The 12,030-nt window shown below is 60.1% G+C and carries 11 protein-coding genes and 2 tRNA genes; 6 read left to right on the forward strand and 7 right to left on the reverse strand.

Annotated elements, in window-relative coordinates; all coding sequences use genetic code 11:
• Window positions 1-30 precede the first annotated feature (30 nt).
• Entirely contained in the window at window positions 31-510 is a 480-nt protein-coding gene (locus Q9290_RS08420) for a VC2046/SO_2500 family protein (protein WP_306079203.1), read from the reverse strand.
• A gap of 130 nt (window positions 511-640) precedes the next feature.
• Here Q9290_RS08420 and Q9290_RS08425 point away from each other — a divergent pair.
• From Q9290_RS08425 to Q9290_RS08435, 3 genes are all read left to right on the forward strand, one after another.
• A tRNA-Tyr gene (locus Q9290_RS08425) sits at window positions 641-725 on the forward strand.
• Window positions 726-779: 54 nt separating this feature from the next.
• Window positions 780-864: transfer RNA gene (locus Q9290_RS08430), tRNA-Tyr, on the forward strand.
• A gap of 120 nt (window positions 865-984) precedes the next feature.
• Window positions 985-1,497 (forward strand): DUF6515 family protein, encoded by a 513-nt coding sequence (locus Q9290_RS08435; protein ID WP_306079204.1) that lies wholly within the window; start codon window positions 985-987, stop codon window positions 1,495-1,497.
• A 3-nt stretch (window positions 1,498-1,500) separates the two neighbouring features.
• On the opposite strand, the gene Q9290_RS08440 is transcribed toward Q9290_RS08435, so the two are convergent.
• Both Q9290_RS08440 and Q9290_RS08445 read right to left on the reverse strand, forming a co-directional pair.
• The gene (locus Q9290_RS08440; RefSeq protein ID WP_306079205.1) at window positions 1,501-4,590 is read right to left on the reverse strand and encodes an efflux RND transporter permease subunit; all 3,090 of its coding nucleotides are present in this window, start codon (window positions 4,588-4,590) and stop codon (window positions 1,501-1,503) included.
• Window positions 4,577-5,596, reverse strand: a complete 1,020-nt coding sequence (locus tag Q9290_RS08445) for an efflux RND transporter periplasmic adaptor subunit (RefSeq protein WP_306079206.1) — start codon at window positions 5,594-5,596, stop codon at window positions 4,577-4,579. The genes Q9290_RS08440 and Q9290_RS08445 overlap by 14 nt, the downstream gene beginning before the upstream one ends.
• Window positions 5,597-5,764: 168 nt before the next feature.
• Here Q9290_RS08445 and Q9290_RS08450 point away from each other — a divergent pair, with 168 nt between their 5' ends.
• Entirely contained in the window at window positions 5,765-6,529 is a 765-nt protein-coding gene (locus Q9290_RS08450; protein ID WP_306079207.1) for an SDR family oxidoreductase, read from the forward strand.
• Window positions 6,530-6,576: 47 nt separating this feature from the next.
• Window positions 6,577-7,386, forward strand: a complete 810-nt coding sequence (gene xthA / locus Q9290_RS08455; RefSeq protein ID WP_306079208.1) for an exodeoxyribonuclease III — start codon at window positions 6,577-6,579, stop codon at window positions 7,384-7,386.
• 172 nt (window positions 7,387-7,558) lie between these two features.
• On the opposite strand, the gene Q9290_RS08460 is transcribed toward xthA, so the two are convergent.
• The 4 genes from Q9290_RS08460 to Q9290_RS08475 are packed head-to-tail and all read right to left on the reverse strand — an operon-like array spanning window position 7,559 to window position 10,618.
• Window positions 7,559-8,251: an ABC transporter permease gene (locus Q9290_RS08460; RefSeq protein WP_306079209.1), complete on the reverse strand. Its 693-nt coding sequence runs from the start codon at window positions 8,249-8,251 to the stop codon at window positions 7,559-7,561.
• A 3-nt stretch (window positions 8,252-8,254) separates the two neighbouring features.
• Window positions 8,255-8,995: an ABC transporter permease gene (locus Q9290_RS08465; protein ID WP_306079210.1), complete on the reverse strand. Its 741-nt coding sequence runs from the start codon at window positions 8,993-8,995 to the stop codon at window positions 8,255-8,257.
• A 48-nt stretch (window positions 8,996-9,043) separates the two neighbouring features.
• The gene (locus Q9290_RS08470) at window positions 9,044-9,820 is read right to left on the reverse strand and encodes an ABC transporter substrate-binding protein (RefSeq protein ID WP_306079211.1); all 777 of its coding nucleotides are present in this window, start codon (window positions 9,818-9,820) and stop codon (window positions 9,044-9,046) included.
• Between the two features lie 30 nt (window positions 9,821-9,850).
• Window positions 9,851-10,618, reverse strand: coding sequence for an ABC transporter ATP-binding protein (locus Q9290_RS08475; RefSeq protein ID WP_306079212.1), 768 nt, complete (start codon window positions 10,616-10,618; stop codon window positions 9,851-9,853).
• Between the two features lie 369 nt (window positions 10,619-10,987).
• Between Q9290_RS08475 and Q9290_RS08480 the strand changes: the two genes are divergently transcribed.
• Window positions 10,988-11,899, forward strand: a complete 912-nt coding sequence (locus Q9290_RS08480) for a LysO family transporter (RefSeq protein WP_306079213.1) — start codon at window positions 10,988-10,990, stop codon at window positions 11,897-11,899.
• Window positions 11,900-12,030 lie beyond the last annotated feature (131 nt).

Here is a 12,030-nt window from a genome sequence, read left to right on the forward strand (position 1 = left end):
TTAACTCTTACGTCTCACGTCTGAGGCAAATCAGGCTGTGGCGTGTACTGCTTCCAGCACGTCCAGCATGCGTTCGGGCTGCTGGGGCAAATAGGCATTCAGCTGGCCCTGCATGCGCGCCAGGGTGCGGGGGGCCAGGTTGGAAGCCACTTCCGCCGGCAGTTCATTACGAGACGGTTTAAGCGGCTCGCCACGCATGGCAAGCAGCAGCCGCAGGCTGTCCTGTTGCAGCTCGCCCGCCAGCCGGCTCAGGCCGGCGGCCCGAATGTGATCAACGCCATCGGCAAACAGCGGCGGCGTGGGCTCGGGCAGGGCGAAATGAGCCCGCCAGTCCGGCTCGCCCGTCTCGGCTGCCGGCTCCTCAATGCGCGGCAGATCCCGCGCATCATCCGACAGCATGGCCAGCAGCAAGCCAAAATCGCCACGACGGCCCTGGTGGACCGCCTGGTTAAGGCTGTCTCCCAGTTGGCTGTCGTTAATCAGCAGATTGGCGTGTACGGGTGCTGGCATAAAGGACGAAAAGTTTAAAAGTTAGGCGTTTAAACCCTTATCGGCCGGAAATCCCCGAATTTTAGTAAATTAATTGCTTTTCAGGGGTTCACATTGCCGTTCGTTTTGATAGTATGCGCCCCACTGATGTGGAGGGGTTCCCGAGTGGCCAAAGGGATCAGACTGTAAATCTGACGGCTCAGCCTTCGCTGGTTCGAATCCAGCTCCCTCCACCACCTATTCAGTTTTAATGCATCGCATTGAAGCACACAATTTGCAAGTTTACTCGTGGAGGGGTTCCCGAGTGGCCAAAGGGATCAGACTGTAAATCTGACGGCTCAGCCTTCGCTGGTTCGAATCCAGCTCCCTCCACCATCATTGAAAAAGCCGGTGCATCGCACCGGCTTTTTTTATGTCTGTGTGAATGAACCATACTTAGAGTATCTCCGCGTGCCACGGCAATGGGCCCTGGCCGAGCAGTAAAGGAGATGTGTCATGACATATTCACTGGTTCACACCGGACTTCGGCTGCTGCCCCTGCTGGCGGCGCTGGTGCTTGCTTTACCGGCCCAGGCGGACCGGGATCACCGCCGGCACGATCACCGGCTGCAGGGTTATGATCAATCTTACGGCCAGTACCGGCATCAGGGTTTTCGCCATCGTCTTGAACGCCGCCACAAGGTGTTTCGCTCTCACCGGCAGCACAAGGCCTACCGTCATTATCGCAAGCACAAGCATTACCGCCCCAATCAACGCCGGTTGCGGGTAGTGGAGCCGTATTACTACTCCCCGCCCTATGTGCAGTACCGAAGCCGCCGTTCAACAGGTGTCGGCATTTCGGTGATCCTGCCCCTGGGCAGCCTGATCAGGGAGTTGCCCGGCGGCTCCGTCAGCCTGCATTTTAACGGCACCCCCTACTACTACCACGGCGGCAATTACTACCGTCCTCACCAGCGAGGCTACCGGGTGGTGGCACCGCCCGGCCGATCGCCTCGCCAGCGCTGGTAAGACTTAATCGGGCTCCCGCAGTTCGGCGTCCAGCCGGCGCTGCTGGTGCTCAGGCGAGGTCGTGCGCCGGGCCAGCATGCGGTACATGGCGGGCACGATAAACAACGTCAGCAGGGTAGCCAGGGCCACGCCGCCAAACACCACCATGCCCACCGCCTGACGGCTTTCCGCCCCGGCACCGCCGGCCAGGATCAGCGGCACGGCACCGGCCACCGTGGTAAAGGCGGTCATCAGAATGGGCCTTAACCGGCGCACCGCCGCTTCGGTCAGGGCCTGGTCAAAGTCCTGGCCCTTGTCCCGCAACTGGTTGGCGAACTCCACGATCAGAATGCCGTTTTTGGTCACCAGACCGATCAGCATCACCATGGCAATCTGGCTGTAGGCGTTCAGGGTAATGCCAGAGAGATACAGCCCCAGCAGGCCGCCCAGCAGCCCCAATGGCACCGTCAGCAGCACAATAAAGGGATGTACAAAGCTTTCGAACTGGGCCGCCAAAATCAAAAACACCACCACCAGTGCCAGCCCGAACACAAAGGCCACATCACCCTGGTTGGAGCGGTACTCCAGTGACTCCCCCTTGTAATCAACGGTGGCACTGTCGGGCAGATTGTCCCGCACCAGGCCGTCGAGGTAATCCAGGGCTTCGCCCAGGCTGTAGCTGCCCTCCAGGTTGGCACTCAGGGTGATCGCCTTCTTGCGGTTGTAGTGATTGAGCGAGCCCGGCGCGCCCTGTTCACGAAGATTGACCAGATTATCGAGAGACACCAGCTCGCCCCCGCCGGTGCGCAGATACAGCGAAGCCAAATCGTCCAGCCGGCTGAAGTCTTCCTCGTTGCCCTTGAGAAAGACGTCATATTCTTCGCCCTGGCGGGAATAGGTGGTAATGGCCTGACCGCCCAGCATGACGTTGAGGCTGTCGGCCACGTCGGTCACCGAAATCCCCAGACTGGCAGCCCGACGCTGGTCTACCTGCACCAATAACTCGGGCTTGGTGCGATCAAAGTCGAGCTCCAGATCGTCGAGTCCCGGGTTGTTCCGGGCCAGGGTCCTGAGTTGTTCGGCCCACTCCAGCAGCTCGTCGTAGTCGGCGCCGCCCAGTACAAACTCCACCGGGGTGCTGGAGCCGCCGCGAATGGAGGACGGCAATATGGGGATTACCAGCACATCGGTGACGTCCCGGGTAAGGGCACGAATGCGTCCGGCCACGGCCCCCGCCGGCATACTGCGTTCGTCCCAGCTGGACAGGCTGGCAAACATGATGCCGCTGTTTACGCCGCCACCAAAGCCGGGGGTGCGTACCGTCAGGCTGCTGATAATGCCCTGTTCCCTGAGCGGCATCAGCCGGCTTTCCACTTCGCCCATGGCCCGGCTCATACGCTCAAAGCTGGCGCCCTCGGCGCCCTTGACCATCACGAACACCACGCCCCTGTCTTCCTTGGGTGTCAGACTCTGGGGAATTTCCCGAAACAGCAGCACAATCACGCCAAGGGCGGCCACCATGGCAAGCGGCGCCCACCAGCCATGACTGAGCTCCCGCTCCAGCAGGCGTCGATAGCCGCGCTCCAGACGCGTAAACAGAGCATCGAAATGACGCGCCAGCCAGCCCTGGGAAGCATTCACTTGCAGCAGCTTGCTGGCCATCACCGGACTCAGGGTCAGGGCCACCAGAGAAGAAAAGCCCACCGCCGCCGCCAGCAGCACCGCAAATTCGGTAAAGATGCGGCCGATCACACCGCCCATGAACACGATGGGCAGGAATACCGAAATCAGCGTCAGGGTGGTTGCGATCACCGCAAAACCCACCTCGCGAGTACCGTGCCAGGCCGCCGCCAATGGCGAGCGTCCCCGCTCCAGATGGTGGTGAATGTTTTCCAGCACCACGATGGCGTCGTCCACCACCAGGCCAATGGCCATGATCAGCGCCATCAGGGTGATCAGGTTGACCGAAAAGCCCATGATCAGCGCCACGATAAAGGCACTCACCAGCGATACCGGCACCGTGACCGCCGGGATCAGGGTGGCACGCACCTGGCCGAGAAAGATGTAGATCACCAGCACCACCAGCGCCATGGTGATCATCAGGGTGCGGTACACCTCGCTGATGGCGCTTTCAATAAACACCGAGCTGTCGTAAGTCCAGGTGAGCTCGGTGTTGTCGGGCAGAAAGGGCCGCTGAGCCAGCACAGCGCGCTTGACCCCGTCGATCACATCCAGGGTGTTGGCCTGGGTCTGCTTGACGATGCCAAGCCCCACCACGCTCTGGCCGTTGGAACGAAACAGGGTGTCTTCCGGCTTCTCCCCTTCCCGAATATCGGCCACGTCCCGCAAGTAAACCCGTTCACTGCTCCCCAGGCGGCGAATGACCAGATTGTTGAAATCGTCGGCACTGTTGTAACCACGGGCAATGCGGGCGGCAAAGTTTTGCTGATCGTTTTCCAGAATACCCGCCGGCAGCTCCACGTTCTGGCTGCGCAGGGCGGCGGCGATATCGGCCACTGTGACGCCACGCACCGCCATGGCGGCGGCGTTCAGGCGCACGTTCATCACCCGCTCCTTGCGCCCGCCCACCCACACCGAGCTGACCCCGTCGAGCAGACTGAAGCGATCGGCCAGCACGTTCTCGGCATAGTCCCCCAGTTCCAGCGCCGACAGGCCGGTGGATCTCAAGGTCACCCACAGGATCACGTCGTTGCGGCCGGTGTCCTTGGTTACCACGGGCGCATCGGCGTCGTCGGGCAGCCGCCGCGAAGCTCGGGACACCGCCTCGCGCACGTCACTGGCGGCGTTATCCAGATCCCGCTCCGGGTTAAATTCCACCGTAATGCGGGAGCTGCCGTCACTGGTGCTGGAGCTGATGAATTTGACGCCGCTGATCCCCGACAGCTCATCTTCCAGCCGCTTGGTCACCTGGCTTTCCATCACGCTGGCGCTGGCGCCGGTGTAGTCGGTACGAACGGTCACAATGGGCGAGGTGGTGTCGGGCATTTCCCTGAGCGGCAACTCAAAAAAGGCAATCAGGCCAAATACGCACAGCATCAAGCTCAGCACCGTGGCCAGCACCGGCCGGGCAATGGCTATGTCAGAGAGCTTCATCGGCTACCTCGACGCGAATGCCGTCGCGCAGCTTGACCACGCCTTCGCTCACCACCCGTTCGCCGGCGCTCAGGCCCTGGCTTATCTGGATCCAGTCGCCCAGGTTACGCCCCACGGTCACGCTGCGGCGGCTGACCATGCCGCTCTCATCCACCACAAACACATAGCGCTGATTGCCCGCATAGAGCAGACTGCTGGCCGGCACCGCCAGGCTGGCACCGTTGTCCAGGGTCAGCTGCACCCGCATCAGCATGCCCGGTACCAGGGCACCATCGCTGTTATCGAATTCCAGCCGCACCCGTGCATTGAGGGTATCGGGATCCACCGCCGGCGCCACCACTGCCAGCCGGCCGGTGAACAGGCGGTCGCCGTAGGCCTCGGTGGTGGCCTGCAGATTATCGCCCACCCTTAATTTAAGAAAATGCTTCTCCGGTACCGCCAGATCCAGCTTGAGCCGGCTTGAGTCAAACAGCTCCGCCACTTCGTCATTGGCGCCGAGCAGGCTGCCGGGGGCCACGTCGGTCAGGCCCATCACACCGGCAAAGGGGGCTTTCAGGCTGAGGTAGTCCGCTTCCACCCGGGCCGCCAGCAGGCGAGCCTCGGCCACGGCCACCGCCGCCTGCTGGCCTTCCAGCTCGGTCTGAGTGACCGCCTTGCGTTTAAACAGCGCCTGGTAGTTGGCCAGAATACGCCTGGCGTCCCGCAGGGCGGCCCGGGCTTCATTCACATCCGCCCTGGCCGCTCTGTCGTCCAGGCTCAGCAACAACTGATCTTTTTCCACCTGCTGACCGGGTACGAAGTGCACCTCGGTGACCCGGGCGCCCACCTGAGGGGCAATGGCCACCCGCTGATTGGCCTTGAGGGTGCCCACCAGTTGCAGCCGTGCCGGCAGACGTTGCTCGGTTACCGTGACCGCACTGACCACCGGCCCCTGCTGAGCCGCAGCAAGGCTGGAAAACAACAGCAGGCAGATGCTCGCCATCAGGGAATAATGATTTTTTTTCATGCACTTGCTTCCAAATACAAACTGCGTTCAGTGTACCTGTTTGGCGCGGCCAGACTATGTCAATGTCCCGCAAAGTTGTCACAAAGTGTGGCAAGGGCAGCAGACCGGCGGCAGTGAGCAAAAATCCCGCTACGCTTATTGGGACGATGCGGTACGCAGGGAGGCGTCATGAACAGCGGCAATATCGTGATTACCGGTGCGGCCCGGGGGCTGGGTCTGGGCATGACCCGCTACTTTCTGGGGCACAATTATCAGGTGCTGGGGGTGGATATCGACAAGGAAGCCCTTGGCCGGCTGGACGAGGCCCAAATACCCGGGCTGCAGCTGGTACACCTGGACGTGACCGAAGAGGCCTCGGTGCAAAACCTGGCCCGGCTGGTGGAAAGTCGCTTTGGCCGCTTGTGCGGCATTATCAACAACGCCGCCATCAGCCTGCCCTACCACGAACCCATCGACAAACTCTCTCTCAGCCACTGGCAGCGGGTGCTGGCGGTCAACCTTACCGGCCCCATGCTGATCTGCAAGCATTTGTCGCCACTACTTGAGCAGGGAGGCGCCATCGTCAATATCGGCTCGACCCGGGCGCATCAGTCCGAACCCGACAGCGAAGCCTATGCCGCCTCCAAGGGCGGCCTGGTGGCCCTGACCCACGCCCTGGCCATCAGTCTGGGGCCGCGAGTTCGGGTTAACGCCATCAGCCCGGGCTGGATTGATGTCTCGGCGCTGCAGCCCGGTAACGCGCCGGCACCAGGGCCGGCCGATCACGCTCAGCACCCGGCCGGCCGGGTGGGCGAAGTGAAAGACGTGGCGGCCATGGCGCGCTTTTTGATATCACCGGAAAGCGAGTTTATCACCGGTCAGGAATTTATCGTGGACGGCGGCATGAGCCGGTGCATGATCTACCACGACACCGAGACTCCGGCTGCCGACTGAGCCGCTTTCTGCTAGCATGAGGCCAAATTTTTCAACCTCATTGCGCTATGAAAGTCATTTCCTTCAATATCAACGGCCTGCGCGCCCGCCTGCATCAACTTCAGGCGCTTATCGACAAGCACGATCCTGACATTATCGGCCTGCAGGAAACCAAGGTGCATGACGAGGCCTTTCCCCTTGAGGCGGTGCAGGCCATGGGTTATCACGTCTATTTTCACGGCCAGAAAGCCCATTACGGCGTGGCTCTGCTGAGCAAGGAGCCGGCCCAGGCCATTGTGAAGGGCTTCCCTACCGACGATGAAGACGCCCAGCGGCGAATGATCATCGGCCGCTTTACCCGTCCCGACGGCAGCCCCGTGACCGTGCTGAACGGTTATTTCCCCCAAGGGGAAAACCGCAAGCATGAAACCAAGTTTCCGGCCAAGGAACGTTTTTACCAGGATCTGCAGCATTACCTGAACGAATATCACCGGCCCGACGAGGCGCTGGTGGTGATCGGCGACGTGAATGTCTCCCACACCGACCTGGACATCGGTATCGGTGAGCCCAACCGCAAACGCTGGCTGCGGGACGGGAAGTGCTCTTTCCTGCCGGAAGAGCGGGAGTGGATGGAGCGCCTGCTGGGCTGGGGCCTGCACGACACCTGGCGCTCACAGAACCCGGACAACGCCGAGACCTATTCCTGGTTTGACTATCGCAGCAAGGGCTTTAACGACAACCGCGGCCTGCGCATCGATCTGATCCTGGCCACCCAGCCGCTGCTGGACCAACTGGCCGATACCGGCATCGACTACGAACTGCGGGGCATCGAAAAACCCTCGGATCACGCTCCCATCTGGGCCAGCTTCAGGGATTAAGTTCGTCTGTTTGCACGCGGAGTGCGAAACAGCAGCAGGTTTGCATTCCGCCGACACGCTTCAAGCCCATCCACGGGACGCTTGGCAACACCTGCTGTTGCTTCGGGAAACTACGGAACTGCCCGCCAGGTGGAACTCGTCCCAACCTCCTACTCCCCAGTCCCACGGTCAGTTATACCTTGCGCAGCCGTAAATGACGGAACCATCGGCTTTCCAGCCGGCGAAACGCCCATACCAGCAGAAACGTCAGACACATATACAGCAGCCCCGCCGCCAGGAACGCCTCAAAGGGTGAGTAATAGCGGGAGTTGACGATACGGGCCGCCCCGGTGAGGTCCACTATGGTGATCACCCCCGCCACCGCCGAGCCGTGCAGCATAAAGATCACCTCATTGCTGTAGGCCGGCAGCGCCCGGCGAAAGGAATTGGGCAATATAATGCGCCGCAGGGTGGTCAGCCGGCTCATGCCAAAGGCATAGGCCGCTTCTATCTCCCCTTTGGGCATGGCATTGATGGCACCGCGAATGATCTCGGCGGTATAGGCGCTGGTATTCAGGGTAAAGGCCAGCACCGCACAGAACCAGGCCTGGCTGAACCACTCCCAGGCCGCCGAGTCTTTCAGCCACTGCCACTGGCCGGCGCCATAGTAAATCAGAAACAGCTGCACCAGCAGCGGCGTGCCACGAAAGAAGTAAATGTAGGCCCAGGCCGGCCCTTTCAGCAGCCAGTTGCTGCTGTTACGCAATATGCCCATGGGCACGGCAATGGCCAGCCCCAGCACCAGCGCCAGGGATACCAGCCAGACGGTGGTATACAGGCCCTGCCAGTAAACCGGCCACTCGTTGAGAATGATTGAAAAATCCATGGCTTACCTTCCCGGAATGGCGTAGTGGCGTTCGGCCCAGCGCAGCATGGAGGTCGACAGGGTGGTGAACAGCAAAAAGATCAGCGCCACCGCCAGGTAAAAGGTAAAGGGCAACTGGGTGGCGCCCGCCGCCAGCGAGGCCTTGCGCACCATGTCGTCCAGGCCGATGATCGACACCAGCGCCGTGGTCTTGAGCAGCACCAGCCAGTTGTTGCCCAGCCCCGGCAGAGCATGGCGCATCATTTGTGGAAACAGCACGCGACGAAACACCAGCAACGGGCTCATACCGTAGGCCCGGGCCGCTTCCAGCTCGCCCTTGTCCACCGCCAGAATGGCACCGCGAAAGGTTTCCGCCATGTAGGCGCCAAAAATAAAACCAATAGTGATAATACCGGCGATAAAGGGGCTGATCTCGATGTAATCGGGTACGTAGCTGGTCCATTCGTGGTTGGGATCGCCCCCGCCCAGCCATTCATTCAGGGATTCGTTCAGGGAATAAAGAGAGTTGTTCAGCAATACCTGGCCGCCGAAGAAGATCAGCATCATCAGCACCAGATCCGGTATGCCGCGGATCAATGTGGTATAAACCGTGGCCAGCCAGCGGGCCGGCCGCACCGAGGAAAGCTTGGCCAGCGCCCCCAGCAGTCCAAGCGCAACCGCCAGCAGCAACGACAACAGCGCCACCTGCAGAGTGACCCAGGCCCCTTCCAGCAGGGCGCCTTCGTAGCCTTTTAAATCAAACATCACGACTTCCTGTTATGCCGGCCACAGCCAGAGCCGGCTACCGCTAAGTTACTCGCCGTAAACGTCGTAATCGAAGTACTTGCTGTTTACTTCCTGGTACTTGCCGTTTTCACGCAGATCCAGAATGGCCTGGTTCAGCTTTTCTCTGAGATCCTTGTCCTGCTTGCGCACGGCAATACCAAAGCCTTCGCCGAACCATTGTTCATCGGTCACCGAGGGGCCCACAAATTCAAAGGCATCGCCACCTTCCTTGTTGAGCAGGCCTTCCTCAATGGCGGTGGCGTCGAGGAACACATAGTCCACCCGGCCGGCCTTGAGGTCCAGGTAGGCGTCGTCGGCGTTACCGTAACGCACCAGCTTGACATCACCGCCAAAGTTGTCGGTCAGGTACTTGTCGTGAGTGGTGGCGATCTGCACGCCCACCTTTTTGCCGGCCAGGCCTTCCTTCGACAACTCAAAGTCGGCCCCCTTGGGGGCCACAAACTTGTTGGGCACCAGGGCATACTTGCCGGTAAAGTCGACGGTGCGCTTGCGCTCTTCGGTGATCGACATGGCGGCAATAATGGCATCGTACTTGCGCGCCAGCAGAGCGGGAATAATGCCGTCCCAGTCCTGAGCCACCAGCTGGCATTTCACCTGCATCTGCTCGCACAGGGCGTTGGCCATGTCCACATCAAAGCCCTGCAGCTCGCCGTTCTCATCGGTCCAGGAAAACGGCGGATACGCGCCTTCAATACCAAAACGCACGGTTTTCCATTCCTTTGCCTGCACGGCACCAGCCGCCAGGGTGGCCATAATGGCACCCGCAACCCACAGTTTTTTCATAACCTTGCTCCTTGTGTAATGTTCACTTGTTCAATAAACCGAGGAGATAAATTGCCGGAACCGCTCGGAAGAAGGATGGGCAAATACTTCCTTCGGCTCGCCCTGCTCTTCCACCACGCCCTGATGCAAAAACATCAGCTTGTTGGACACATCCCGGGCAAAACTCATTTCGTGGGTGACCACCAGCATGGTACGCCCCTCTTCCGCCAGGCTGCGCATCACCCCCAGCACCTCGCCCACCAGCTCCGGATCCAGCGCCGAGGTGGGCTCGTCAAACAGCATGACCTCCGGCTCCACCGCCAGCGCCCGGGCAATAGCGGCGCGCTGCTGCTGGCCGCCGGAAAGATGCCCCGGGTAATACTCCCGCCGCTCATACAGCCCCACCCGCTGGAGCAGCGCCTCGCCTTTTTCAATGGCTTCCTTTTTGGGCACCCCCAGCACATGCACCGGCACTTCAATGATGTTCTGCAAAATGGTCATGTGAGACCAGAGGTTGAAGCTCTGGAACACCATGGCCAGCCGGGAGCGAATGCGCTCCACCTGACGCATGTTCACCGGCTCGCGCTCACCGGCGCGGTTGGTGCGCATTTCAATCAGCTCGCCGTGCAGGCGCACTTCACCCGCTGACGGGGTTTCCAGCAGGTTGATGCAACGCAGAAAAGTGGATTTGCCGGAGCCGGAGGAGCCGATAATGGAGATCACGTCTCCCTTGTCGGCGGTAAGATCGATGCCTTTAAGTACTTCCAGCGAGCCATAGCGCTTGTGCAGGCCCGTGACTTCGAGGGCGGGTTTGCTCATCCGTTAGACCTTTTGTTACCGGGCCAGTCTGTTGGCCCTGTCCTTTCAACTTGAGTGATTAACAAGCCGTTAACCTTTGCGGCAAAAGTTACCACTAGCCTTGCTTAATAACAACACAATCGGCCAGAACAGGCCAGAAATGTCGGTTTTTTATACTAAAAATAGAGGCTGCACAGTATAATATTATGCACCAAAGCAGAATAAAATATCACTTTCGGCGGTTTTCCCGCCCTGGTGCAGCCAACCCCGCCATTATTGACAAAAGCCGGGAACGGACGCTTTTTTTTAACGATTTGCTCACGTATGCTGTCGCAACGAGCATTAGCGGTCAAAAATTGCGCCCAAACACTTAATTGGAAGATGATTCCCATGTACTCCGGCATGCTTATCGTATTACTGCCTCTGGCCCTGGGCTATTGCATACCCTGTCGTTCCCAGTCACTGGTGCACTTTATCAACGTGGCGGTGGCACGCATGGTGTACCTGATCCTGTTCCTGATGGGGATCAGTCTGGCCTTCGTGGATAATCTTAGTACTCACCTGGGCACAATATTTACCCTGTGTGGTGTTTTTCTGGCCTGCATCACGGTGTGCAACCTGGCCGGGCTCTGGCTGCTGGACAGGCGCCGGGGCCGGGTGGAAGGTGAACGCGGCGCGCCCGCCATCAGCAAATGGGCGCTGCTGCTGGACTCGGTCAAGCTGTGCCTGGTAATCCTCGGCGGCCTGGGCGTGGGTCAGTTTCTCGATCCCGACTGGTTCTCGGTGGATACCCTGAGCGAATGGGCACTGATGCTGCTGCTGTTGTTGATCGGCATTCAGCTTCGTAATTCGGGCATGAAACTACGCCAGATTTTGCTCAACCGCTGGGGCCTGGCCATCGCGCTGATGGTGGTAGTCAGCTCCTGGCTGGGCGGCCTGGCCGGCGCCTGGCTGCTGAACATGCCGCTGACCCAGGGGCTGGCCTTTGCCTCGGGCAACGGCTGGTATTCCCTGTCGGGCATTCTGATCGGTGACCAGCTTGGCCCGGTGATGGGCAGCGCCGCCTTTCTCAACGATCTGGCCCGGGAGCTGATCGCCATACTGATCATACCGGCGCTGATGCGCCGCCATCCTTCCTGCGCCATTGGCTACGGCGGAGCCACCTCCATGGACTTTACCCTGCCGGTGCTGCAGCGCTCCGGCGGCGTGGCCATTGTACCGGTGGCCATTGTCTCGGGCTTTGTGCTGAGCCTGGCGGGACCTGTGCTGATCCTGAGCTTTTTGTCGTTTACCGCCGGCTGAGCATGCCGGTTACATGCGGCTATTTCCGTCTGAATGGCCCCCGTAGCACTGGTCAAAAAACAGACTGCATGTTTATGCTTTTTCTTGCACCTTTGCGCGCAATCAGTATGGTGGAAGGCAGGTTTTTTGAT

Origin of the sequence: Oceanimonas aquatica, assembly GCF_030732065.1 — a bacterium.
GTDB lineage: Bacteria > Pseudomonadota > Gammaproteobacteria > Enterobacterales > Aeromonadaceae > Oceanimonas.

Coding starts and splice junctions, on each gene's coding strand:
- Q9290_RS08475 (WP_306079212.1), bottom strand. CDS start 10,618: ATGAGCAAACCCGCCCTCGAAGTCACGGGCCTGCACAAGCGCTATGGC.
- Q9290_RS08465 (WP_306079210.1), bottom strand. CDS start 8,995: ATGTTTGATTTAAAAGGCTACGAAGGCGCCCTGCTGGAAGGGGCCTGG.
- Q9290_RS08435 (WP_306079204.1), top strand. CDS start 985: ATGACATATTCACTGGTTCACACCGGACTTCGGCTGCTGCCCCTGCTG.
- Q9290_RS08450 (WP_306079207.1), top strand. CDS start 5,765: ATGAACAGCGGCAATATCGTGATTACCGGTGCGGCCCGGGGGCTGGGT.
- Q9290_RS08445 (WP_306079206.1), bottom strand. CDS start 5,596: ATGAAAAAAAATCATTATTCCCTGATGGCGAGCATCTGCCTGCTGTTG.
- xthA (WP_306079208.1), top strand. CDS start 6,577: ATGAAAGTCATTTCCTTCAATATCAACGGCCTGCGCGCCCGCCTGCAT.
- Q9290_RS08480 (WP_306079213.1), top strand. CDS start 10,988: ATGTACTCCGGCATGCTTATCGTATTACTGCCTCTGGCCCTGGGCTAT.
- Q9290_RS08440 (WP_306079205.1), bottom strand. CDS start 4,590: ATGAAGCTCTCTGACATAGCCATTGCCCGGCCGGTGCTGGCCACGGTG.
- Q9290_RS08460 (WP_306079209.1), bottom strand. CDS start 8,251: ATGGATTTTTCAATCATTCTCAACGAGTGGCCGGTTTACTGGCAGGGC.
- Q9290_RS08420 (WP_306079203.1), bottom strand. CDS start 510: ATGCCAGCACCCGTACACGCCAATCTGCTGATTAACGACAGCCAACTG.
- Q9290_RS08470 (WP_306079211.1), bottom strand. CDS start 9,820: ATGAAAAAACTGTGGGTTGCGGGTGCCATTATGGCCACCCTGGCGGCT.